Origin of the sequence: Kosakonia sp. (assembly GCF_032052965.1) — a bacterium.
GTDB lineage: Bacteria > Pseudomonadota > Gammaproteobacteria > Enterobacterales > Enterobacteriaceae > Kosakonia.
The window spans coordinates 69,055-90,832 of record NZ_DAMBVN010000005.1 but is presented as its reverse complement, the minus strand read 5'-3'; the positions used below and the strand labels follow the sequence as shown (position 1 = coordinate 90,832).

20 protein-coding genes and 1 tRNA gene are annotated in these 21,778 nt (G+C 50.5%); 15 read left to right on the top strand and 6 right to left on the bottom strand.

Annotated features, from left to right (window positions below; all coding sequences use genetic code 11):
• Positions 1-272: 272 nt before the first annotated feature.
• The 7 genes from RTX30_RS08575 to araC all read left to right on the top strand — a co-directional run bounded on the left by RTX30_RS08575 (position 273) and on the right by araC (position 8,831).
• The gene (locus tag RTX30_RS08575) at positions 273-1,700 is read left to right on the top strand and encodes a glycoside-pentoside-hexuronide (GPH):cation symporter (RefSeq protein WP_312688890.1); all 1,428 of its coding nucleotides are present in this window, start codon (positions 273-275) and stop codon (positions 1,698-1,700) included.
• A gap of 2 nt (positions 1,701-1,702) precedes the next feature.
• Entirely contained in the window at positions 1,703-3,244 is a 1,542-nt protein-coding gene (locus RTX30_RS08570; protein ID WP_312688888.1) for a glycoside hydrolase 43 family protein, read from the top strand.
• A 245-nt stretch (positions 3,245-3,489) separates the two neighbouring features.
• Positions 3,490-3,840 carry a DUF3592 domain-containing protein gene (locus RTX30_RS08565; RefSeq protein WP_312688886.1) on the top strand — a complete coding sequence of 117 codons (351 nt, stop codon included), beginning with the start codon at positions 3,490-3,492 and terminating at the stop codon, positions 3,838-3,840.
• A 66-nt stretch (positions 3,841-3,906) separates the two neighbouring features.
• Complete coding sequence (locus tag RTX30_RS08560) at positions 3,907-4,452, top strand: hypothetical protein (protein WP_312688885.1); 546 nt, start codon at positions 3,907-3,909, stop codon at positions 4,450-4,452.
• Between the two features lie 185 nt (positions 4,453-4,637).
• Positions 4,638-5,867 (top strand): oligosaccharide MFS transporter, encoded by a 1,230-nt coding sequence (locus RTX30_RS08555; protein ID WP_312688883.1) that lies wholly within the window; start codon positions 4,638-4,640, stop codon positions 5,865-5,867.
• 16 nt (positions 5,868-5,883) lie between these two features.
• Entirely contained in the window at positions 5,884-7,893 is a 2,010-nt protein-coding gene (locus tag RTX30_RS08550) for a beta-galactosidase (protein WP_312688881.1), read from the top strand.
• Positions 7,894-7,925: 32 nt separating this feature from the next.
• Complete coding sequence (araC, locus tag RTX30_RS08545) at positions 7,926-8,831, top strand: arabinose operon transcriptional regulator AraC (RefSeq protein ID WP_312688879.1); 906 nt, start codon at positions 7,926-7,928, stop codon at positions 8,829-8,831.
• Between the two features lie 6 nt (positions 8,832-8,837).
• Here the strand turns inward: araC and RTX30_RS08540 are convergent, their stop codons facing one another.
• On the bottom strand, positions 8,838-9,110 hold the full coding sequence (locus RTX30_RS08540) for a hypothetical protein (protein WP_312688878.1): 273 nt from the start codon (positions 9,108-9,110) through the stop codon (positions 8,838-8,840).
• Between the two features lie 358 nt (positions 9,111-9,468).
• On the opposite strand from RTX30_RS08540, the gene RTX30_RS08535 reads away from it, so the two are divergent.
• The 4 genes from RTX30_RS08535 (at position 9,469) to RTX30_RS08520 (ending at position 13,522) form a co-directional block, all read left to right on the top strand.
• Positions 9,469-10,605 carry a D-alanyl-lipoteichoic acid biosynthesis protein DltD gene (locus tag RTX30_RS08535; protein WP_312688876.1) on the top strand — a complete coding sequence of 379 codons (1,137 nt, stop codon included), beginning with the start codon at positions 9,469-9,471 and terminating at the stop codon, positions 10,603-10,605.
• Positions 10,606-10,734: 129 nt separating this feature from the next.
• Entirely contained in the window at positions 10,735-11,853 is a 1,119-nt protein-coding gene (locus RTX30_RS08530; RefSeq protein ID WP_312689129.1) for an MBOAT family O-acyltransferase, read from the top strand.
• Entirely contained in the window at positions 11,850-13,283 is a 1,434-nt protein-coding gene (locus RTX30_RS08525; protein ID WP_312688874.1) for an AMP-binding protein, read from the top strand. The genes RTX30_RS08530 and RTX30_RS08525 overlap by 4 nt, the downstream gene beginning before the upstream one ends.
• Positions 13,284-13,300: 17 nt before the next feature.
• On the top strand, positions 13,301-13,522 hold the full coding sequence (locus RTX30_RS08520; RefSeq protein ID WP_061497358.1) for an acyl carrier protein: 222 nt from the start codon (positions 13,301-13,303) through the stop codon (positions 13,520-13,522).
• Between the two features lie 109 nt (positions 13,523-13,631).
• Here the strand turns inward: RTX30_RS08520 and RTX30_RS08515 are convergent, their stop codons facing one another.
• Positions 13,632-14,468 carry a DUF1796 family putative cysteine peptidase gene (locus RTX30_RS08515; protein ID WP_312688868.1) on the bottom strand — a complete coding sequence of 279 codons (837 nt, stop codon included), beginning with the start codon at positions 14,466-14,468 and terminating at the stop codon, positions 13,632-13,634.
• An 800-nt stretch (positions 14,469-15,268) separates the two neighbouring features.
• Between RTX30_RS08515 and RTX30_RS08510 the strand changes: the two genes are divergently transcribed.
• The gene (locus RTX30_RS08510) at positions 15,269-15,820 is read left to right on the top strand and encodes an SMI1/KNR4 family protein (protein ID WP_312688866.1); all 552 of its coding nucleotides are present in this window, start codon (positions 15,269-15,271) and stop codon (positions 15,818-15,820) included.
• A gap of 24 nt (positions 15,821-15,844) precedes the next feature.
• Complete coding sequence (locus RTX30_RS08505) at positions 15,845-16,408, top strand: hypothetical protein (protein ID WP_312688864.1); 564 nt, start codon at positions 15,845-15,847, stop codon at positions 16,406-16,408.
• Positions 16,409-16,637: 229 nt separating this feature from the next.
• On the opposite strand, the gene RTX30_RS08500 is transcribed toward RTX30_RS08505, so the two are convergent.
• Positions 16,638-16,829 carry a hypothetical protein gene (locus RTX30_RS08500; RefSeq protein ID WP_312688862.1) on the bottom strand — a complete coding sequence of 64 codons (192 nt, stop codon included), beginning with the start codon at positions 16,827-16,829 and terminating at the stop codon, positions 16,638-16,640.
• 346 nt (positions 16,830-17,175) lie between these two features.
• Here RTX30_RS08500 and RTX30_RS08495 point away from each other — a divergent pair, with 346 nt between their 5' ends.
• Positions 17,176-17,502, top strand: a complete 327-nt coding sequence (locus RTX30_RS08495) for an NIPSNAP family protein (protein ID WP_312688860.1) — start codon at positions 17,176-17,178, stop codon at positions 17,500-17,502.
• Positions 17,503-17,825: 323 nt separating this feature from the next.
• Here RTX30_RS08495 and RTX30_RS08490 read toward each other — a convergent pair.
• The 3 genes from RTX30_RS08490 to proB all read right to left on the bottom strand — a co-directional run bounded on the left by RTX30_RS08490 (position 17,826) and on the right by proB (position 20,381).
• Positions 17,826-17,901 (bottom strand) — tRNA-Thr (locus RTX30_RS08490).
• Between the two features lie 111 nt (positions 17,902-18,012).
• Entirely contained in the window at positions 18,013-19,266 is a 1,254-nt protein-coding gene (gene proA, locus RTX30_RS08485) for a glutamate-5-semialdehyde dehydrogenase (RefSeq protein ID WP_312688859.1), read from the bottom strand.
• 11 nt (positions 19,267-19,277) lie between these two features.
• Complete coding sequence (gene proB, locus RTX30_RS08480; protein ID WP_312688857.1) at positions 19,278-20,381, bottom strand: glutamate 5-kinase; 1,104 nt, start codon at positions 20,379-20,381, stop codon at positions 19,278-19,280.
• 300 nt (positions 20,382-20,681) lie between these two features.
• On the opposite strand from proB, the gene phoE reads away from it, so the two are divergent.
• Positions 20,682-21,755 carry a phosphoporin PhoE gene (phoE, locus tag RTX30_RS08475; protein WP_312688855.1) on the top strand — a complete coding sequence of 358 codons (1,074 nt, stop codon included), beginning with the start codon at positions 20,682-20,684 and terminating at the stop codon, positions 21,753-21,755.
• Positions 21,756-21,778 lie beyond the last annotated feature (23 nt).

Genomic DNA, 21,778 nt, shown 5'->3' with positions numbered 1-21,778 from the left:
GTGCCGCCTGGCGCATGAATCACGCGATAGCGTGTTTAAGCATTTTGCAGTGGGTGGGAAATAACCGCCATATCAGCCCTTTCTAAAGACCATTTATTCCTCTGACAACCCTTTTATTAATCATTCCCCACCGACACCGTGACTCATTATTGAGATAAGCCTCACATTAGCAAAAAAACATAAACCTAAAATCAAAATTTACAAGTGGTATACCTGAAAACAAAAGATAGCATACAAGTTATTCCAATATGCATGACAACTACGAGGCAATTATGTCTGTTTACACTCGTCTGAGTACGATGGAGAAGCTTAGTTTTGGCATGGGTGACGCCGCTTGCGGTATTGTTTTCTCCTCTGTGACCATGTTTCTGACCTATTTCTATACCGATATTTACGGGCTGGACGCCGCTGCGGTCGGCGTAATGTTTCTGGTTACCCGCGTTCTTGATGCGGTTGTGGACCCGGTCACCGGCATGATTGCCGACCGCATTAAAACCAAATATGGACATTTCCGTCCGTGGCTTATCTGGTTTGCCGTGCCGTATGCGGTGATGGCGGTACTGACTTTTACTACACCCGATTTTGGCCATACCGGTAAATTAATTTACGCCTACCTGACTTATACCGGACTGATGCTGGCCTACACCTTTATTAATATTCCCTACTGCGCGTTGGGCGGGGTCATTACAGATAATGATAAAGACAGGCTTTCAGCGCAGTCATGGCGTTTTACATTATCTTCGTTGTCCGGGCTGTTGGTTTCAGTCGGTACGCTAAGCCTGGTGGAGTGGTTCGGTAAAGAAAATAAACAGTTCGGCTATCAGGCTACAATGGCGGTAATGGGCACCATCGCTATAGTGATGTTAATATTGTGCTTCGTGAATACTAAAGAGCGCATTACCCCAGTCGTTGATAGTCACTCATCGATAAAAGCGGATTTAAAAAATCTCTGGCAAAACGACCAGTGGCGGATCGTCGCAATTATTACGTTCTTTTCCAGTATGGCCAGCGTAATGCGCAGTTCCGCAACGCTCTATTACGCCACGTATCTGATGACCGGCGGCAGTAGCGCCGGGAATACCACCATGAAAACCGCTTTTATTACGACGATGGTGGTGGGGACAATTTTTGGCGCAATGGGTGCCGGTTATTTCTCGCAGCGCTATAAATCATTATTTATGTTCCGCACCATTAATTTGTTGTTGGTTTTTGCCGGAGTAATGATGTTCTTTATTCCGCCTACGCTATTGAGCATTATCTTTCCGGTCTATTTTCTGATCGGCTTTTTACACCAAATGTACCAGCCTTTTAAGTGGAACATGATGGCCAACGCCGCCGATTACGGTGAGTGGAAAACCGGTCGGCGTATTACCGGCCTGTCGTTCTCCGGCAACCTTTTTATGCTCAAGCTGGGCATGGCGGTGGCTGGCGCAATGGTCGGTTTTTCATTAAACGGGTTTGGCTACCAGGCTGGATCGGCCACGCAAAGCACTGCGGCGATCACCGGTATCGTCAGCCTGCTGACAATCGGCCCGTCGTTGTCATACCTGATCCTTTATGCGCTCTCCTTCTTCTATAAACTGGATGATGATCTGATGCGTAAAATCCATGATGAGATCGACGCTAAAACCAGCCGCGTTGCCGCGCAACCCACAGGGGACGTATCCGGTGCTGCATTGATTACCGAAGAGGCGAAATAGTCATGGATATGGTATGGCAAGCAGACAATCGCGACGGCACGTATCACAACCCGGTGATCCACGCTGACTATTCCGATCCGGATGTGATCTGTGTCGAGGGCCAGTACTACATGGTGGCGTCCAGTTTTAACCATCTTCCCGGCCTGCCGTTGCTCGTTTCCGCCGATATGGTGAACTGGAAAATTATTAATCACGTGCTGCCCGAGCTGCCTGGTGAGCATTACAACAAGGTGCTGCCCGGCAAAGGCGTGTGGGCCCCCTCATTGCGCTACCACGATGGATTTTTCTGGGTCTTTTTCAGTATGCCGGACGAAGGCGTCTTTATGAGCAAGGCTGAAAACCCCAGCGGCGAGTGGTCGAAAGCGCACTGCCTGCATGCGGTGAAAGGCTGGATCGATCCCTGCCCACTCTGGGATGACGACGGGCGGGCGTGGCTGGTGCATGCCTTTGCCTACAGCCGGGCGAATATCAAACACAAATTGCAGCTCTGCGAAATGTCCCCGGATGGACAACAATTGCTGGATGCAGGGCGGATCATTTTCGATGGCACGCGCTCTCACCCCACGATCGAAGGCCCCAAATTTTATAAGCGCAATGGCGAGTACTACATCTTTGCCCCGGCAGGCGGTGTGGAAACAGGCTGGCAAACAGTGTTGCGCAGCCAGCATGTCACCGGACCTTATCAGGCCAGAAACGTTCTGCACCAGGGAAGCACCCCAATCAATGGCCCACACCAGGGCGGCTGGGTGGAGTCCCCGGAAGGGGAAGGCTGGTTTATACATTTTCAGGACAAGAGCCTGTACGGCCGCATTACCCATCTGCAACCCCTGGTCTGGGACGAAGAAGGCTGGCCGCATATCGGCGCGCAGGATGCACACGCAGACTGTGGCGAACCGGTGCTGCGCAGCAGTAAGCGCTCCGGCAGCGCACAACGTGCGTATTGCGAACCGCAAACCTCCGATAACTTTGTCGGCGGCAAACCGGGCTTACAGTGGCAGTGGCCCGCCAACCCGCAAGCGGGCTGGATAGTGCCCGGCAATAACGGCCTGACGCTGGCCTGTTACCCGATGGGTGCGCATTCGTTGTACGACACGCCGCAACTGCTCCTGCAAAAATTCCCCGCACCTGCCTTTACTGTGGAAACGGAGGTGCAGGCCCGCTTTCGTCATGAGACGGATGAAGCGGGACTGGTTATCTACGGAGAGCGCTTTGCCGCAATCGCACTGGCTTACCAGAACGGGCAATACGGGTTAAAAAGCACCACCGGCTGGAACAGCGATAAAGGGATGGTCGAGGCCGATTCGGTGTTCATTCCTGTTGCTATCACAGCGCCGACTCTGCTGTTTCGTGTCCGCGTCGATCGGGATGGGATTTGCACTTTTGCATGGTCGCAGAGCGGGGGACGCTGGCAGGATATTAGCCCCACGTTTGCTGCTGCGGCTGGAAAATGGATCGGCGCGAAAGTGGGGATTTACGCCCTGTCATCAACAGATAATGTGGAAAAGGGAGACGCGCATTTTCGTTATTTCGACGTTCGCGCGTAACGGCATTGCACAGGCGGCCTTACCCGCCGCCCCTTTCCGGGCGTACAGCGCATGCTGTACGCTTTTCTGTACCGCCAGCGCGCAATCGTGATGGCGATTTCGTGACAGAAAATACCAAAACCGGCGAGCGTTTCATCTGGGTGAGGCGGCCAACACCATGCAGCCTGAAGCATCCGGATTAATATTGAGATATGAAAATGACGGCTTATAATTCCCGGCAATTTATGGATGATTAGGGAACGACCATGTCATTTGACTCCCCCTGGTTTACGGTTTTGCTTATTACGCTGATCGTGCTGGCGCTGGTGGTTTATTGCTACCACACTGGCGCGGTTTACGATAAGTACAAAAAGAACGGCATCCGCACGGAAGCAAACATTGTCAGCAAAGAAAAAATTGGCGCGTCGGGTACCGGTAATACCAAATTCCGCGTGGTGGTTAGCTTCACTACCGCCAACGGAAGCGTGACCGCAACGACGAAACGTTACTTCACCCCGGAAGATCTCATCAAGGTGATGCGTAACAATACCGTGGTACTTTATTACCTGCCTGAAGATCCGCAGAAGGTACTGCTCATGCCTAACGAGATGGTGTAACGCCTGTCTCCTCCCTGCCATTGTGCGCCGATGCACTGCCTGCCCGTAGAAGTAAGGACCAGAATAATGAAGTCTGTGGGTATTACGCTCTTCAAGTTTTTCGCTTTTTTTATCCTGTTTTTAGCCATCATGTGGGCAGCACCGTTTGAACAACAGGTTTTTGACGCGGTTTCCCGCCACCTGACGTTTGATGACGCCGTGCGTCTCTCGGCGTGGATGGACGGCGAACCGGCCCCGGAAGCGATGGAGTCGGTAGTGACCGATGCGTATGGCTTTCTGGTACTGGCGGTCAGTGTCATCCTCTTTAGTCTGTTCACCAGCGGGCTGACTCGCTGGCGCAGCGCGCAGCGGTTTAACGCGATAAATTTCTTCCTGTTATGGGCAGTGGCATGCATCCGACGGGCAAGCAAGCTGCTGACGTTTATTGTGTTAATGTCGCTCCTCTTTCACATCGTGCCCTATGATCGCCTTACCGATACCCACTCGCCGGAGCTGGAACATCCTGTTCTGGCAGCCATATTGCTGTTTCATCTTCTGCTCACCACCGCGTTCTACTGGCTGGTTAAAGGGGTATTTAAAAAAGGCTGCGCCCGCGTTTTTACGGCGCGCTGAAAGCCCCCTCGCGTAACGGTAGCGCACCGGGCTACCCGCAGGCGGAACGTGAGCCACTTCACAGCCGTTTGTGGATAGCAGATTTTTACTGGTCGATAGCGAGAGTTTTATGACTCTCCCCTCCCTGAAAAGGTAATTTGCTGAGGACAAATCCTGTACTCAGGTTCCGATAAGGTGAGGGCATCATGATAGATTCAAATAAAAACTATTATATGAGCTGTCTGTTTTTTCTCTTTTTCTTTATAGGCTGGGGATGTTGTTATCCCTACCTCTCATTATGGCTAACAGAAACGATTGGTATTAATTACGGCGACGTTGGGCTGGTTTATTCCTTTACCGCCGTGGTAGCAGTTTGCATCCAGCCGCTGTTTGGTTTTATTTCCGATAAATTAATTTACCGTAAAAACCTGATGTGGATGCTGGCGATTATTATCACGTTATTCGCACCGTACTGGATCTATATCTTTGCGCCTTTACTGAAAATAAATGTCGTGCTTGGCGCGTTAGCGGGCGGCATCTATATTGGCATGGCTTACGGCGCTGGCTGTGGTGTCTGTGAAGCTTATATTGATAAAGTCAGCCGTGCTTCAGGTTTTGAATTTGGTCGCGCCAGAATGTTTGGTGGCATCGGAGCAGCGATAGGCACCTTTGCCGCCGGGAAATTATACGGCATCGATCAAAACCTGATTTTCTGGACCGCCAGCGGCGCAGGGGTGTGTTTACTCTTTACCGTCTGGAAAACGCAGGTCAGGACCGCCGCGCCAGAGGCACACCACCGGACCAGCACACCGGTGACGCTGGCGGACGCCACCGCCTTGTTAAAATTGAAAAAGTTTTGGTTCTTCGCCCTTTATATGATTGGCGTTGGCGCGGTCTATGAAACCTACGATCAGCAGTTTGCCATTTACTATAGCCATTTTTTTGAAAGCAAAGCGCATGGCGCTGAGGCATTCGGATATTTAACCACCGGGCAGATTTTCCTGGATGCCGTCGTGATGTTTTTTGCTCCATGGTTTGTGAATAAAATCGGCCCGAAAAATGCCCTGCTGTACTGCGGGTTAATTATGAGCCTGCGCATTATCGGTTCTGCGTGGGCTGTGGGGCCAATATCCATCAGCCTGATTAAATTGTTGCATGGTTTTGAAAGCTCAATCCTGCTGGTGGCCGCGCTGAAATACATTACCGCTAATTTTAACCCGCTACTTTCAGCCACCGTTTATCTTATTGGCTTCCAGTTTTCTAAAAGCTTCAGTTCAATATTCCTGTCAACGGGTATTGGTCATATGTATCAAAAACTAGGCTTTGCCGACAGTTATATGGTGCTGGGGTGTATTGCCCTGTTATTTACTCTGGCTTCGTTTATTACCCTCGACAAAGCGCGAACGTTTAACGCCGTTCCTGCAACGTCAATTTGATACCGGGAGATGGTTCATGTCTGCATTATATTATGGCGTCGCCTATTACGACGAATACATGCCGGAAGATCGGCTGGAAAAAGATATCGCCCTGATGCTCGAAACCGGCATCAATGTGGTACGCATCGCTGAATCCACCTGGAGCACGCTGGAGCCGCAGGAGGGGCAATATAATTTTTACCATATTGATCGGGTACTGAACGCAATGCATGCGGCGGGGATCGCCGTGATCATCGGCACGCCAACATATGCCATCCCTGGCTGGCTGGCACGCAAATACCCGGAGGTGATGGTCACCACGGTGGACGGGCAACAAAAATATGGCCCGCGGCAAATCATGGATATCGTCAATCCGGACTTCCGCCGCCACGCAGAAAATATCATTCGCGTTCTGATGGCGCATGTGCACGATCATCCGGCGGTGATTGGCTTTCAACTGGATAACGAAACCAAGCATTACGACAATATCGGGCGTGATATGCAGCAGGGTTTTATTCGCCATTTACAGGAAAAATACCCCTCGCTGGCGCAACTGAATGAAGACTTTGGTCTTGATTACTGGAGCAACCGTATTGATCACTGGGACGACTTTCCCCCGGTCGAAAATACGATCAATGCCAGCCTGGCGTGCGCATTCAGCCGTTACCAGCGCCTGCAGGTTAGCGAATACCTGGCCTGGCAGGCCAGTATTGTGCGCGAATACGCCAGACCGCAGCATTTTGTCACGCATAACTTTGATTTCGAATGGCGGGGTTATTCGTATGGCGTGCAACCGCGGGTCGATCATTTTGCAGCGGCGAAATGTCTGAGCATCGCCGGGGTCGACATTTATCATCCGGGTCAGGATCATTTAACCGGGAAAGAGATAGCCTTTGGCGGTGCGGTGGCCCGTAGCCTGAAAAAAGGGCAAAACTACTTCGTACTGGAAACGCAGGCACAAGGATTTCCGCAGTGGACCCCCTACCCCGGCCAGCTACGGTTGCAGGCTTTCAGCCATGTGGCGGCTGGTGCGTCGATGGTTTCATACTGGCACTGGCACTCGATCCATAATTCTTTTGAAACTTACTGGAAAGGGTTGTTGAGCCATGATTTTGCACCCAATCCAACCTGGCAGGAAGCCACCACCATCGGCGCTGATTTTAAACGCCTGTCGCCGCAGCTGGCAGGGTTGCAGGCTGAACACGATGTCGCGCTGCTGATCAGCAATGAAGCGATGGATGCCCTGAACCACTTTAAACCTGCCGGTGCGCAGACCAATGTTTATAACGATATCGTGCGCCGTTTCCACGATGCGCTCTACGAACAAAACGTGGCGGTCGACATCATTAATGATATCGATGATAGCGCCGTGCGTTACCAGGCGATCATTGTTCCGGCCCTCTATGCAGCGGATGACGCACTGCTTGAACGCATCAACGCCTATATTGCGCAGGGCGGTCGTGCGCTGATCGGCTTTAAATCTGGCTTTAGCGATGAAAACGTAAAAGTACGGGTGGAGACGCAACCCGGCCGGTTAAGCAAAGCCTGCGGCGTAAGTTACAACCAGTTTACCCTGCCGGAAAATGTCACCGTTAGCGCGGCCATCCCTGAACTGGATTGTCAGGGGCATAACCCTGCCGAACTGTGGATGGAATTGCTGACGCCCGCCGAACAGACGCGCACACTGCTGCGCTACCAACACCCGATGTGGAAGCACTATGCGGCAGCCACCGAAGCGACGTTCGGTAACGGCCTGGCGATGTATGTCGGGTTCCTGCCTGAAAAACCGCTGATCGCCCGACTTTTTGCCTGGCTGACGCGCGGCCTGTCGTTGCGCTCGCGCACGTCGGCTTACCGCTTCCCGCTGGTGGTGAGAAAAATGACCAACGCGCGCGGAAAGACGCTCACCTTCCTCTTCAATTACGCCGGGGAGGAGCAAACATTCTGCAGTGAAATCGACGGTGTTAACCTGCTGCAAGGAACAGCCATCCACCGTGGTGCGCCGTTGCAGTTAGGCCCATGGGACTTTAGTATCATCGAAAGTTAAACAGCGAGCCGGTGGCGATCAACGAGGCAATAATGGAACTGGATATCAATGAACTGATTAACTTTTCTCCATTGATAAAAACCTTCACCTTTAATGCCTGGATCGTCTCCGGCTTTACGCCTATTTCCAGAGGCTCCTCGCTCGATTATTACATTAATCGCCCGCAGGGCATGAAAGGCTATCTGATCAATCTGACGCTACGTGGCCAGGGCCGCGCCAACGTAGGCGAAAGCACCCTGCAATACCAGCAAAATGACCTGCTGCTTTTCCCGCCGGGCGTGCCCCATCAGTATGGCCGCGATGAGCACAGCGAGCACTGGGATCACGTGTGGATTTACTTTATTCCCCGCCCTTACTGGCTTGACTGGCTAAAGTGGGATCAAAACCCGGCAGGGATCGGCAAAATGCGGGTTGAGGATGCGCTAACACTGGCGACGCTGCGCGCGCTTTTTTATGAGGTGATCCGCCATAACTCTGCTGATGCGCCCTTATCTGAAGCGCTGGCAATGAACGCCCTCGAGCGACTGATCATCACCTGTTTTCAGCAGCAGCCCATCAGCAACCGCTACGCGCACGACCCGCGGATCAATGCAGTTTGCGACTATCTCAACGATCATATTGATGAAGAGCTGAAAATCGAAACGCTGGCCAGCATGGTGTTCCTGTCGGCTTCCCGGCTGGCGCACCTGTTTAAAAATGATTTAGGCACCACGATTTATGCCTGGCGCGAAGTGCAGCGCATGAACCGTGCACGTTTGCTGATCCAGTCGACGCGGTTGCCGATATACAAAATTGCGCAGTCGGTGGGTTATAGCGATCCGGTTTATTTCACCAGGATATTCCGCAAACATAACGGTATTCCGCCTGCGGAGTATAAAAAACGCTATGAAAAGATGAACAGTATGGCGGCCACTTCCCCGACAAAACCGGCACACTAAAGGGCTTTAGCGAACGCCATGAACAGTACCGTTACGGGTGCCAATGGCGATACAGCGCCCCTCTACCATGCTGATGTAGTAATACGCCGGGTTAGGCAGGTACTCCATCAACCAGGGCAATTCTGGCGAATATTTAATGTCCATGGTGGAGATTTTCCATACCGGTTCACCGAACAGGGTCATGGGTGTGGCCTCATGGTAGTGCTCATCCCAGCCCCGATTCTGCTCTGCGGCGTAGCGCCTGGCGATCTCTACCGCCTGCTCTTTGATAATCATCACAATACTCCCTGCTTACCGCATCTTTTCAACGGACTGTATGAACAGGTGAAAGATAAAACGAAAGAACGGGGAGGACAACAAAACCCGGCACTTGCGACCTTTCTTAAGTACGTTTAAAAAACGCACTACGTGGTGTGATAAAAAAGCCCCTTAAAACATCTGCATAAGTTAAATATGCACCCGCCAATGAGTACGCGTTATTACGCCAGATCAAATCTGTACATACCGTTACACAGCAACGCTCATCATTCAGCCAGTGGCTGGTATATAGTGTCGAGAACACAGAGAACGGTTTATCTGTAAAGTTAAAACCCAACAAATTTTAAACAAATGAATATCATGTTTTCTTAAAATTATAATGAAACTTAAAAATGCTCTCTGCCTACATATCCTGATGGCGGCCCTCGCCATCCTGTTCCTGAGTGCTCACCCGCTGGTGACAAGCTTCAATCCGCCGCTTAAATTTCAGCCGTTGATTAAATCAATGGAAGGAACGCAAAAAGAACAAGCGGAAAAGATGGCGACTATTTCTCACGCTTTACAGGGTAATGCGATTTTTTTCATTGGCGCTTCTGAAGTCGCCACCTCTGAAGATGAACATTACGCTGTATATAATTATCTGAATAATGATTTGCATCGTCCGGTAGTGGCGTTTGGCGATAGCTTTTATGACAGTATTACACATTTTTTACTGTTCTCACGTTTTAAAAACGACCTTAACGCAAACAGCAAAGTCGTTTTGTTACTGGCACCTGACAGTTTTTATTCTAATGGTGTTCCGCCCGCTATTTTTGCCAACCTTTTCCCGGCCCCAATTTTTAATCCTTTAATGCAGAATGAGCAGACTCGCCCTTTCCTGGTCAATTATTTACAGAAGATTGATAAAAAAGAGGTCAGCCATTTAACGTTTGCTCAAATGAAGATCGCAGGTTGGAGCCTGGACAATATCTGGCAGGAAGTTAGTTTCCAGTTTGCCAATTTCTGCACGTTGATTAAAAACGACTGGCTGGCGTTGCTGCACATTGAGCCCGAGCCTGCACAGCCCTGGCCCCTGCAGCCTGCTACTTCAATAACGCCAGACTGGGATCGCGAACTGGCGCACGCCCGTGAGCTGAACGAGTCCCGTCACGAAAGCGCCGCCACACTGTGGATGGACAAGTCGGTGTATATCCCAGGGGAAAAACCCGAAGTATGGGATGACTCCCCGGTACTGCCAGAACAACTGAACGCCTTCCGCGCCATGATTAACTTGCTGAAAGAGCGTCATGTTCAGGTCGTGGTGATTATCGACGCGATTAACCGGCGTGCGGTGCAAAACCCCGAACTGGTTCAGCCTGCGGTCACGCAGACGACGGCGATCCTCAAAGAAAACAATATCCCCTATCTGGATATGTACTCGATGCCATATCAGGACGGCTGGAACTGGGATCGTCTGCACCCCACGGACCTGGCATGGGTAACGATGGATCGCTTTATTGTTGAGAGTTTTAAATGATGAAATACGCTATCCGGCTTTTTTTCCTTTATCTCTTTCTGGCGGTCACCATCATTGCGTGGTCCTCTGTTGATGAAAGCATGAATATAAAAGTGCATTTTGAGTATCAAAAGTTCTGAGGAATGAATGATGTATAGCTCCGGAACCTTTTTTTTCTTTCTGTTTTCATCCGCGCTGGTCTTTGCGCTGGTTAACCGCGTATTGCGTTTCCGGCTGACCTATTTAGCGGCATTCTCCGTGCTGGCGGCAGTCGGTTGGGGATACATTTTCCAGGGGGATTATGTGGTTCCCGTGGCGGTATTCCTGAGCTTTTATCTTGTGGTGTCCTTAAAAGAGAAAGGCTGGTTAAAAACCTGGCAGGCAGTCAGCCTGACATTGCTGCCATTGTTTTTAGTGAAGTTACACCTCAACAACCACTGGGGCATGATCGGTCTCTCTTTTATGACGTTCCGCGCCATTGATGTGCTGCTCTACCGCAATAAAAAAGATGACCGCAACATCCTGCACTATTTTTGCTATCTGTTTATGCCGTTTATTATCCTGGCCGGCCCTATGTATCGCTGGCGGACATGGGTAAACGACATTAATAAACCGGTATTTGCGCTTAGTCGTGAGCAGTTTTTAACGGCGATAGAACAGATTTTCACCGGTATTATTCAGAAATTTTTATTTGCCATGCTGATCGATAACCTGGTGATTGCGTCGTGGGGCCATCGCCCGTTTACGTTTACCGTCGGTGTGGTGATGTCGCTGGCCTACAGCGCTTATCTCTATTTTGATTTTGCGGGTTACAGCAATATGGCGATCGGCGCCGGGCGGTTATTTGGCCTTACTATCCCGGCGAACTTTAACATGCCGATCCTGGCGAAGAATCCACAGGATTTCTGGCGACGCTTTCATATCAGCCTGTCGGAGTGGCTGCGGGACGTGGTGTTTATGCCGGTGTATATGAATCTGATGAAGCTCAATTTCTTTCGTCAGAACAAAACCCTGGCGCAGAACATCGGTATCTTCTGCACCCTGTTTTGTATGGGGGCATGGAACGGACTTGAACGACATTATGTTATCAGCGGCGCGCTGTTTGGCGCCATTTCCGTTGCGCATAACATGCTTCAGTGGTCAGCCAAACGCAGCCCGGCGCTCAATAACTGGCTTCAGTATCCGGTTGTGAGCTTCTGCGGGCGTCTATTAACGCTGGCAAGCGCTGCGGCTTCTCTCTACATTTTTAGCGGAATGTCACCTCTATGAACCTTCATTACGAGCTTCAGGAATTGCAGGATTTCCTGCGTGCGGCATTACTCGATCCCGCCAACCCGCAGCAACTGGCCATTAGCGGCAGCGACCAGGCTCTGACCTGGCTGCAGCTCTCCGCTGCCGTCACCGACTGGTTGCAACGTTACCAGCGTTGCCCTCAGATTGCCGGTGCGCCGGTGGTGTTATATGGGCATCAGCAGGCGGAGTTTGCCGTGGCGATTTACAGCTGTTTGCTGCACAACATTCCGTATATCCCGGTGGATTGCATCTACCCACAGGAGCGGCTGAAAGAAATTTGCCAGCTGGCCAACGCTCCCTGGTATTACGATGTGGCGACCCGCCAGTTTATCGCGACTGGCGAGACTGGCCAGCCACTGGTCGAGCAGGATCTCGCTTATATCATGTTTACCTCTGGCAGCACCGGCAAACCGAAAGGGGTGCAGATCGGGCGAGAAAGTTTGTGGCACTTTATGAAGTGGGTGCGGCAGGACTTTGCGCTGCCGGAAAAACCGGTCCTGATGAACCATGCCGTGTTCAGCTTCGATCTGTCGCTGATACCGCTGTTGGCGAACCTGGCAACCGGCGGGCACATTGTGCTGAATGCAAAAGAAGATATCGCCGCAGACAACTGGCTCGATCGTCTGAAAGACAACGACGTTTCGGTGTGGGTTTCAACGCCCTCTTTCGCCTACCAGAAACTGCTGTCGCCGCAGTTCAACAGCGACTATTTGCCCGCGCTAAATGTGTTTGTGTTTATTGGCGAAGTGCTCAACAAAGCGCTGGTGAAACAACTACGCCGCCGTTTCCCACAGGCAAAGATCCTCAACTCCTATGGCCCGACAGAAGCGACCATTGCGACCACCGTCATTGAGATAACCGACGCGATCCTGAACAGCGACAATGATCTGCTGCCGGTCGGTGCAATGATGCCAGAGTCACGAATGGAAATTACCGCTGACGGCGAATTGATCATCTGGGGTAAAAACGTCATGCGCGGCTATCTCGGGCTGGCGAAAGAGAATGCAGAAAAGTTGCTGCACCGCGAAACAGAGGCCTACCGCGGTTACCGTACCGGCGATCTCGGTTACGAGGACGGGCTGCTGTACTGCCAGGGTCGCAACGACAGCCAAATCAAACTCAATGGCTATCGCATTGAAATCAACGAAATTGAAAACCGCCTGCTGGCCATGTCCGGTATCAGCGAAGCGGTGGTTCTGCCGCTGATGAAATCCGGCGGCGGCGTGCTGCGTATTGCCGCGTTCTGTGTGACAGAACTGGCACCCGAAGTGATTAAACATTCCCTGTCGAAGGTGATCCCGCCCTATATGGTGCCTTCGCAAATCATTATTAAAGACGCATTGCCGCTGAATCCTAACGGCAAAATCGACCGCAAGTTGCTGGATACGCACGCCCGCACTAACTGATTATTCTGGAAAATATTATGGAACAAGAAATTCTCGCGCTGTTTGAAAAGATCTTATCCCGCAAAGTGGGATTCAACGATGAGCTGATCGAATCGGATATTCTCGACTCGATCCTCGCTGTGGATATGGTGCTGGAAGTGCAGGACGTTTACGGCTGCATGATCCCACCGACAGAAGTCGCTACCGTACTGAAAACCCCGGCGGATCTGGCGCACTTTATTGAAGAAAATCGCAGCTGATTTTCTCGGCGTCACGGCGTGCCCACAATGCAAAAAACGCTCCGCTGTCGGGGCGTTTTTATTTCCGTCCTGGCATCCTCATGCCCCGTAACGCGAGACATGCCAGCTGTCATAAAGGCGCTTGCGTGCCTGCTGTCACGAGCGTAGCGCCGGTGTGGCGTGTCTCTGTATCTGGCGCGTAACGATCCACGGTAGTGAACATATCGGCGAAGAGCGCATCATCTTTTTTCGCCCAGAACGTTTCCAAATCATCGCCTCCCCATATCTCATGCGTGTGGCAGACGAACTCCAGTAATCCGCTGTCATGTGGGGTGAAATCGATATGCTTCGCCGACGCCTGAGGAATGATATGTTGATAGAAAAGCACCATTTTGCATTCGCAACCGCCCGTGTTGTACAACGACAAAAATTCATTCAAATGCGCTTTTAAAAGCAGAAGATCCGATTGCTCCGTGATGCGGTGGTGATAAAGAAAAACAAAATTTTTTGTTCCCCGATAGCTGAGCTGACGTTCGATACGACGCTTGAAGGCGCGATGATCTTCCTTAATGTTTAACGGGTCATGGTGCGTAAACTCAAAACCCAGCATATGCCTCTCGCTATAGTGCCCTGTACAACGGTTATAACACGTTGAGCGAACCACTGTATGCGCACCGTCTGGAAAAGGTTGCAAAAATTCCGGTTTCAATAAGTTCCGGTAATCATCTTTTTCCATTTGCAGAATATATTCGATGTTCGATCGCCCCGATGAAAAAACAGAGCTGAACGATTTTCGGTGATGTCGCCGCAGAATATCGTCCGGAAGGCAGTTTTCACCCAGCGAAATCCACAGTACTTCAGAACTGAAATTATTGCGATATATCCATTTTTTATGCAGATTCGAAACCCTCTTTTTTAACGATTTGAGATGGTTTCTGACGCGTTGTTTAATGTGTCCGACCTTCATCACTGACACCTCATATTTTGACCATATCATTCCAAACGAAGCGATAAAAAGATTATCGCCACCTGAATTTTATTGATTTATTAGACTTTATTTGAACAAACTGGCTGGCCGATAATGTGCACAGCCAAATCACAACGATTAATTAAACGTGAACGTCTAGATTGATAATTGCATGGCGTGATAGTTAGCTTCACACACTCAATATAATGGCGTTTTATATAATATATTCTTTGCCGCACGAATGGATTTATGTGTCGATCGCAAATAAACGATCTGAAATAGCGGCTAATAGTTGGTTACAGATTGTAGCCTTTATCCTGCAATTCGTAGTCATCAGGAAAATCTTAAAAGCGCACGGGAAAAAGAGAAGGCTAACGAGAGGGATTTAAGCGAAATAGCGCAGGGTAACAATAATAATGTCGTAGCTTAAGCCCCATCCGATTGATTGAACAAGGGAAATAAGGTACAACCTGTCAGCGGGACGTCGGTTGATGCGAGGTAGTTTGCGCGCCCCAACAGGGTGGTTTCGTCGTTCTTACTGCCGCAGCGCTGTTACACTTTTTGGAGGATTACATGGACACATTGTCATATATCATGCCTAAATTAGCCTGGATTATTCCACTGGTAATCGTCGTTTTTGTAGGGATTGCTGCCCTCAAAAATAAGTCCAATCGCAAGGATAAGTAAGCTATCTTCTGTGCCGATGGCAGGACAAACCGGGCTATAAATAAGCGTGTAAAACGGTTCCAGCGAATGCCTGCCATTTATCGAAAGTCACGAGGGATATTCACACAAGGCAAATGAGCACGTTATTAAAACTGGAACATTATGGCGCATTGCCTGTGCCAATATCCTTTGATACGTTGCAGGAACATCTCAGGGCACTTGAAACGTCAACGGGACACCTTCCTGCGGATTATCGCGCCTTTTTATGTCATTTTGGCGCGACCATCGTGTTTAAAGAGAATGTGCTATTCAAAGCATTACAACCTTCTCCCTGGGCCGATGATAACGGGTATGATTCCCTTTCATCTCTGTACGGCCTGAGTCAATCAGGGAACGAAGAGAGTGTTTTCGGAGCGGCTGAGACCTACCGGCAAGATACTGGTTCGCAATGGTTAGCCATTGGCGCCTCATCGGGTGATAATCAGATCTGCCTGCGCCTGCAGGGCGCGCTTTCTGGTCAGGTTTGGTACTGGGATCATGAGTCTGACCCGGTATACGGTGATGATGTGGTAATTTCAGGAATGACAAAAATAGCAGACTCTTTCGAAGCCTTTATCATGCTGCTTGAGGTTCAGGATCCGCAAGCTGATGCATCGGGTGTTGTGAGTGTCGATCTGGATTTTTAAATCTGTTATTTATGAGGTTAACCGGTGAGCGATATAAAAAATGCGTTAGAAAAATGGGTTAACACGTGCGAAAAGCATTCACTGACCGGGCATTTTACGCAGGTTAACGATCTGGCGGCCTTCTTCCCGGCCAATGTATTTTGCTCTGCTGAACTGAATTACCTCTATAAAAACTATAACCCAGAAAATCTAATAATTGAAACGGGTTTCACCCCCGTAAAGATTTACGCTGCCTCAGAATTAGTAAAAGGACAAACGGGTTACCGTTATCTCCCGGCAAATGCACTGGTAATAGGCGATGACATAGGTGGCGGAAAACCACTAATCGCCGCACTCGATGAAGAAAATACGCCTGTATACGCAAATTACGACGTGGGCGAACCTTTCAGAATAGCAAACTGTTTTACAGACTTTATCGTTTCACTGGCTGAACTTATCGACCTGGTTTATGGCCGTTATCAAATTTTTGATATCGCCGATGATAATGACGAGGTGAAACAAATTTTCAAAGATGAATTAGCCGCGCGCGTTTCGCCTGTTATTGGCAGCGAGAATTTTAATGCTTTCTACGATTATTTTTATGGGTAACCGGATTATAAACGGGAATACAAACCACCGAAAATATAAATTATTTCCCTGAGGCTGCTCTAAAAAATGAAAAACAGGGGCTTTTGTTGCTGACAAATAAGGAAGATGTCTTTTGCTATGTGTGACGAAAAATAAAGTGACCAGTCCTCCCGAACTGGTCAGTTATTATCTTACCTGCCAGGTTTCCACCCCGGCAATTTAAGTTTAAAATCTTCTCATACACGCAATTTTATACATGAGGCTCAGTGAGTGGCCCTTCAAGCACTTTTACAGTGTCACCATGATGAATGTCATATCCCTCTGTAAGCCGCCATATGCCGGTGAGAGAGGCTACATTTTCAGCTTCTTCAGCTCCATCGCTAGTAAACCAGGCTATCTGCACAATGCCTTCATGCTGGATCCGGTAACAACCGTTTTTCATATCAGCATTTCCTGCATCACAATCGGATCAAGCATGGCACAACTAAGAATATTCCTACGATATATCGTTACCTATTCTCGTTTACTGTTCAAAAAAAGCACGAAATGTCCAATGCGCTCGTGATAATTCACCAATGCGTGCTATTGAAGTCAGCTTTCGACACGTTCTGCTTATCTTTCCGAAGTGAAATGTACCGCTAAACGGGAAGATGACCTTGATCGTCTGAGCCACAGATCACCGCTTCTGTTAACGAACGTAGCCAGATTAGTCGTCGCTTCGTAGCACGATCTGGTTTACTTTATCGTCATCGCCAGGGAAGCCTGAATGTATCGAGGGAGATAACATATTGAAAACTATTGAGATATTGCAGTACGCATTACGCAAAGACACCGGTACTGCATTTCACACTATCATGCGGGAAGTTAGCGTTCCCCTTCATCAACACCACGGGATTGATGTCGTGTCGTTTGGTCACTCTCTGCATGACCCGGATTGCTACTATCTGATTCGTGCTTTTGAGAGCCCTGAGCAAATGGCTGCTGTTCTGGATGCTTTTTACTCAAGCGCCGACTGGCGCAACGGCCCGCGCGAAGAGATTATTCACTGTATTGAAACCAGTCTAAAAACAGTCGTGGACTTGCGAACGGAAAGTGTCGATGCGCTGCGCATGTAAGCGCAGTTCTCTTTGCCCGGCCAGGGGAATTTATCTGTCACTTCCTTTCCCTGTAAACCAAACCTGTCGCCGTTGAAACCGAGCCAGAACAGCGCTCATCCCTGATAGTGCTTCTGGCTTCAACGAATTTACACACGGCAATGATCGGCTGCTCCGGAAAATGGCGTTACGAGGAACGAACGCCGTCATGTAATGACTTGATGCGTGAGATCGCTAAATCAATAAAGTTGAGACAAGCGGCATTTTCTGGTGGGGAATGGCACAAATATGGCACAAGGCGCTTTTGCTGAGCTGGTGAAAATAGCGTAAACCCGCGAGGTTAGTGGTGCCGATAATAGGAGTCGAACCTACGACCTTCGCATTACGAATGCGCTGCTCTACCAACTGAGCTATATCGGCCCTGCGATGTGTCCACGAACGTGAATCACGGAGTAGAAGGTTAAAACTAAGAGGGGGATGCGTCAATGCCCTTGGGAATCAAACGGCTACTTTTGCATCACCCCTCTTCAATTAAGCACGAATGGTATCGTCGCCAAAACCGATCCACTTATAGGTCGTCAGCGCTTCCAGCCCCATTGGTCCACGGGCGTGGAGCTTCTGGGTACTCACAGCGACTTCCGCGCCCAGGCCAAACTGCCCGCCATCGGTAAAGCGTGTAGAGGCATTGACATAAACGGCAGATGAATCCACTTCATTCACAAAACGATTTGCATTGCTTAACGTCCTGGTGAGGATCGCATCAGAATGCTGCGTACCGTGCTGGCGAATATGCGTAATCGCGTCATCCAGATCGGCGACGATTTTCACGTTCAGATCCAGAGACAGAAACTCATCGTCATACTGTTCCGCTTTTACCGCTTCGACCTTTGCCGGGCCGTTTTGCAGCAACACCAGCGAAGGCTCATCAGCGTGAAGTGTTACCCCTTTTTCCGCCATCTGCTTGCTCAGTTCGGGCAAGAAACGCTGCGCGATGCCCTGATGCACCAGCAACGTTTCAACGGTGTTACAGGTGCTCGGGCGTTGGGTTTTGGCGTTCTCTATAATCTTCAGCGCCGGTTCGATTTCTGCTGACGCGTCCACCACGATATGACACACGCCAATACCGCCGGTGATCACCGGGATCGTTGACTGTTCGCGACACAGCTTGTGCAGACCAGCCCCACCGCGCGGGATCAACATGTCGATGTATTTATCCATACGCAGCATTTCATTCACCAGCGCGCGATCCGGGCTCTCAATCGCCTGTACCGCACCGGCAGGTAAGCCGCACTCTTCCAGTGCCTGCTGGATCACTTTTACCGTCGCAGCATTGGTGCGCCAGGTTTCTTTGCCACCGCGTAAAATGGCGGCATTACCGGTTTTGAGGCACAGCGAAGCGACGTCGACGGTGACATTCGGCCGCGCTTCATAAATCACGCCAACCACGCCCAACGGGACGCGGCGACGTTCGATACGCAGGCCGCTGTCCAGCAATCCCCCGTCGATCACCTGACCCACCGGATCCGCCAGCTTGCAAACCTGGCGCACATCGTCGGCGATGCTCTTTAAACGTGCCGGGTTCAGCGCCAGACGATCGAGCATGGCTTCACTCAATCCATTACGGCGAGCTTCCAGCAAATCCTGCTCATTGGCCTGCAGGATCTCTGCTGACTGCGATTCCAGATAATCGGCAATTTTTTCCAGCACACGGTTTTTCTCGCGGCTGGAGAGCAATGCCAGTTTGTATGACGCTGCCTTCGCAGCGATGCCCATCTCTTCCAGCATACTTCTTCTCCTTAACGGATGATCATATCGTCGCGGTGAACAGCGACCGGGCCATACTCATAGCCCAGAATGGCGTCGATCTGCTGCGAGTGTTGCCCCGCAATACGGCGCAGCGCATCGCTGTTGTAGCGGCTCACACCATGAGCAATGTCACGACCTTCAAGATTACGAATACGGATCACTTCACCACGGGAGAAATTGCCTGTCACGCTTTTAATGCCTTTTGGCAGCAGCGAGCTTCCGCGTTCCAGAATGGCCGCTGTCGCCCCTTCATCAACCGTAATTTCCCCTGCCGGCGGCGCGCCAAAGATCCACCGTTTGCGGTTTTCCAGCGGCGATTCCTGCGCATGGAAATGGGTGCCCACAGCAATACCTTCCATCACATCGCCAATCACGCCGGGTTTACTGCCCGCAGCAATAATGGTGTCGATGCCGGCGCGGCAAGCCACGTCGGCGGCCTGCAATTTGGTGCCCATTCCGCCCGTCCCCAGGCCAGAAACGCTATCACCTGCAATGGCACGTAGCGCATCATCAATGCCGTAAACATCCTGAATCAGTTCGGCTTCAGGGTTATTGCGCGGATCGGCGGTAAACAGACCTTGTTGATCGGTCAGTAGCAGCAGCTTATCGGCACCGGCCAGGATCGCTGCCAGCGCAGAGAGGTTATCGTTGTCGCCCACTTTAATTTCAGCGGTAGCGACGGCGTCGTTTTCATTGATCACCGGTACGATATTGTTATCCAGCAAGGCACGCATCGTGTCGCGGGCGTTAAGAAAGCGTTCGCGATCTTCCATGTCGGCACGGGTCAGCAGCATCTGCCCCACATGAATGCCATAAATGGAAAACATCTGCTCCCAGAGCTGGATCAAACGGCTCTGCCCTACTGCGGCCAGCAGCTGTTTGGAGGCGATGGTCGCGGGTAGTTCCGGATAACCCAGATGCTCGCGCCCGGCGGCAATCGCCCCGGACGTCACAATTACAATACGATGCCCGGCGGCATGTTGCTGGGCGCACTGGCGCACCAGTTCCACAATATGGGCGCGGTTCAGGCGACGGGAACCGCCCGTTAAAACACTGGTGCCGAGTTTTACCACCAGCGTCTGGCTGTCACTCATGATTCTCTGCCGTTTTTTTAAGGAAATAATAGGAAAACCTGACGTAATCAGACGTTGTAACAGGAGTGAGGGCGCTTGCCAACTGCCAGTGTAAATAGCCCACCGGTTTGTTGCGCGGGATCAGCAAGCGTAGCGGCGCCATTTGACACTTTTATGGCAAACACAAAAAAATACACATATTTAAAAATATTCTGAATTTGTCATAAATCTTTAATTTCGCAGCGTTAAAACCCTTTCTGTTTTTTCACGGGGCGTAAAGGCCCAGCGAATATTAGCGCGTTAGTTAAATCAGGAATCAAAATGAAAAAGAGCACTCTGGCATTAATGGTGATGAGCGTTGTTGCGTCGGCTTCTTCTGTTCACGCAGCAGAAGTTTATAACAAAAACGGCAACAAACTGGACGTGTACGGCAAAGTAAAAGCCATGCACTACTTTAGCGATGATACCAGCAACGACGGTGACAAAACTTACGTGCGTTTCGGCTTCAAAGGCGAAACTCAGATTAACGATCAGCTGACCGGCTTTGGCCGTTGGGAAGCTGAGTTTGCGGGCAACAACGACGAGAGCACCTCTGGTCAGAAAACCCGTCTGGCATTTGCTGGTCTGAAAATCAAAGACTTCGGTTCAATCGACTACGGTCGTAACCTCGGCGTGCTGTACGATGTGGCTTCCGTAACGGATATGTTCCCGGAATTCGGCGGCGACTCTCTGACCCGTACCGACAACTTTATGACCAAACGCACCAGCGGCGTAGCGACTTACCGCAACACCGACTTCTTCGGTGCGGTTGATGGTCTGGATTTCACCCTGCAATACCAGGGTAAAAATGAAAACGGCCGTAGCAGCGTCATCAAGCAGAATGGCGACGGCTGGGGTACCTCTCTGGCGTATGACTTCGGCGGCAGCCCGGTCACTATCGTTGGCGCCTACGCTAACTCTGACCGTACCAACGCCCAGAACACCTCTCTGGCGCTGGGTCGCGGCGAGAACGCCGAAGCCTGGGCAACTGGCGTGAAATACGACGCCAATAACCTGTATATCGCCACCATGTACGGCGTGTCTTACAATATGACCCCGGTCAGCTCGTCTCTGGGTTTTGCGAACAAAGCGCAGAACTTTGAAGCGGTTGTCCAGTATCAGTTCGACTTCGGTCTGCGTCCGTCTGTGGGCTATGTCCTGACCAAAGGCAAAGACATGGAAAACGGTATTGGCGACGAAGATCTGGTGAATTACATCGACGTAGGCGCGACTTACTACTTCAATAAAAACTTCTCTGCGATGGTTGATTACAAAATCAACCAGCTTAAAGACGACAACAAACTGGGCCTCGCAAACGACGACGTCGTTGCCGTGGGCGTGACGTACCAGTTCTAAGTTATCTAACCTGTAACACCCTC

Coding starts and splice junctions, on each gene's coding strand:
- phoE (WP_312688855.1), top strand. CDS start 20,682: ATGAAAAAGAGCACTCTGGCATTAATGGTGATGAGCGTTGTTGCGTCG.
- RTX30_RS08565 (WP_312688886.1), top strand. CDS start 3,490: ATGTCATTTGACTCCCCCTGGTTTACGGTTTTGCTTATTACGCTGATC.
- RTX30_RS08510 (WP_312688866.1), top strand. CDS start 15,269: ATGAGCACGTTATTAAAACTGGAACATTATGGCGCATTGCCTGTGCCA.
- RTX30_RS08520 (WP_061497358.1), top strand. CDS start 13,301: ATGGAACAAGAAATTCTCGCGCTGTTTGAAAAGATCTTATCCCGCAAA.
- proA (WP_312688859.1), bottom strand. CDS start 19,266: ATGCTGGAAGAGATGGGCATCGCTGCGAAGGCAGCGTCATACAAACTG.
- RTX30_RS08525 (WP_312688874.1), top strand. CDS start 11,850: ATGAACCTTCATTACGAGCTTCAGGAATTGCAGGATTTCCTGCGTGCG.
- RTX30_RS08550 (WP_312688881.1), top strand. CDS start 5,884: ATGTCTGCATTATATTATGGCGTCGCCTATTACGACGAATACATGCCG.
- araC (WP_312688879.1), top strand. CDS start 7,926: ATGGAACTGGATATCAATGAACTGATTAACTTTTCTCCATTGATAAAA.
- RTX30_RS08535 (WP_312688876.1), top strand. CDS start 9,469: ATGAAACTTAAAAATGCTCTCTGCCTACATATCCTGATGGCGGCCCTC.
- proB (WP_312688857.1), bottom strand. CDS start 20,381: ATGAGTGACAGCCAGACGCTGGTGGTAAAACTCGGCACCAGTGTTTTA.
- RTX30_RS08570 (WP_312688888.1), top strand. CDS start 1,703: ATGGATATGGTATGGCAAGCAGACAATCGCGACGGCACGTATCACAAC.
- RTX30_RS08560 (WP_312688885.1), top strand. CDS start 3,907: ATGAAGTCTGTGGGTATTACGCTCTTCAAGTTTTTCGCTTTTTTTATC.
- RTX30_RS08555 (WP_312688883.1), top strand. CDS start 4,638: ATGATAGATTCAAATAAAAACTATTATATGAGCTGTCTGTTTTTTCTC.
- RTX30_RS08515 (WP_312688868.1), bottom strand. CDS start 14,468: ATGAAGGTCGGACACATTAAACAACGCGTCAGAAACCATCTCAAATCG.
- RTX30_RS08530 (WP_312689129.1), top strand. CDS start 10,735: ATGTATAGCTCCGGAACCTTTTTTTTCTTTCTGTTTTCATCCGCGCTG.
- RTX30_RS08500 (WP_312688862.1), bottom strand. CDS start 16,829: ATGAAAAACGGTTGTTACCGGATCCAGCATGAAGGCATTGTGCAGATA.
- RTX30_RS08575 (WP_312688890.1), top strand. CDS start 273: ATGTCTGTTTACACTCGTCTGAGTACGATGGAGAAGCTTAGTTTTGGC.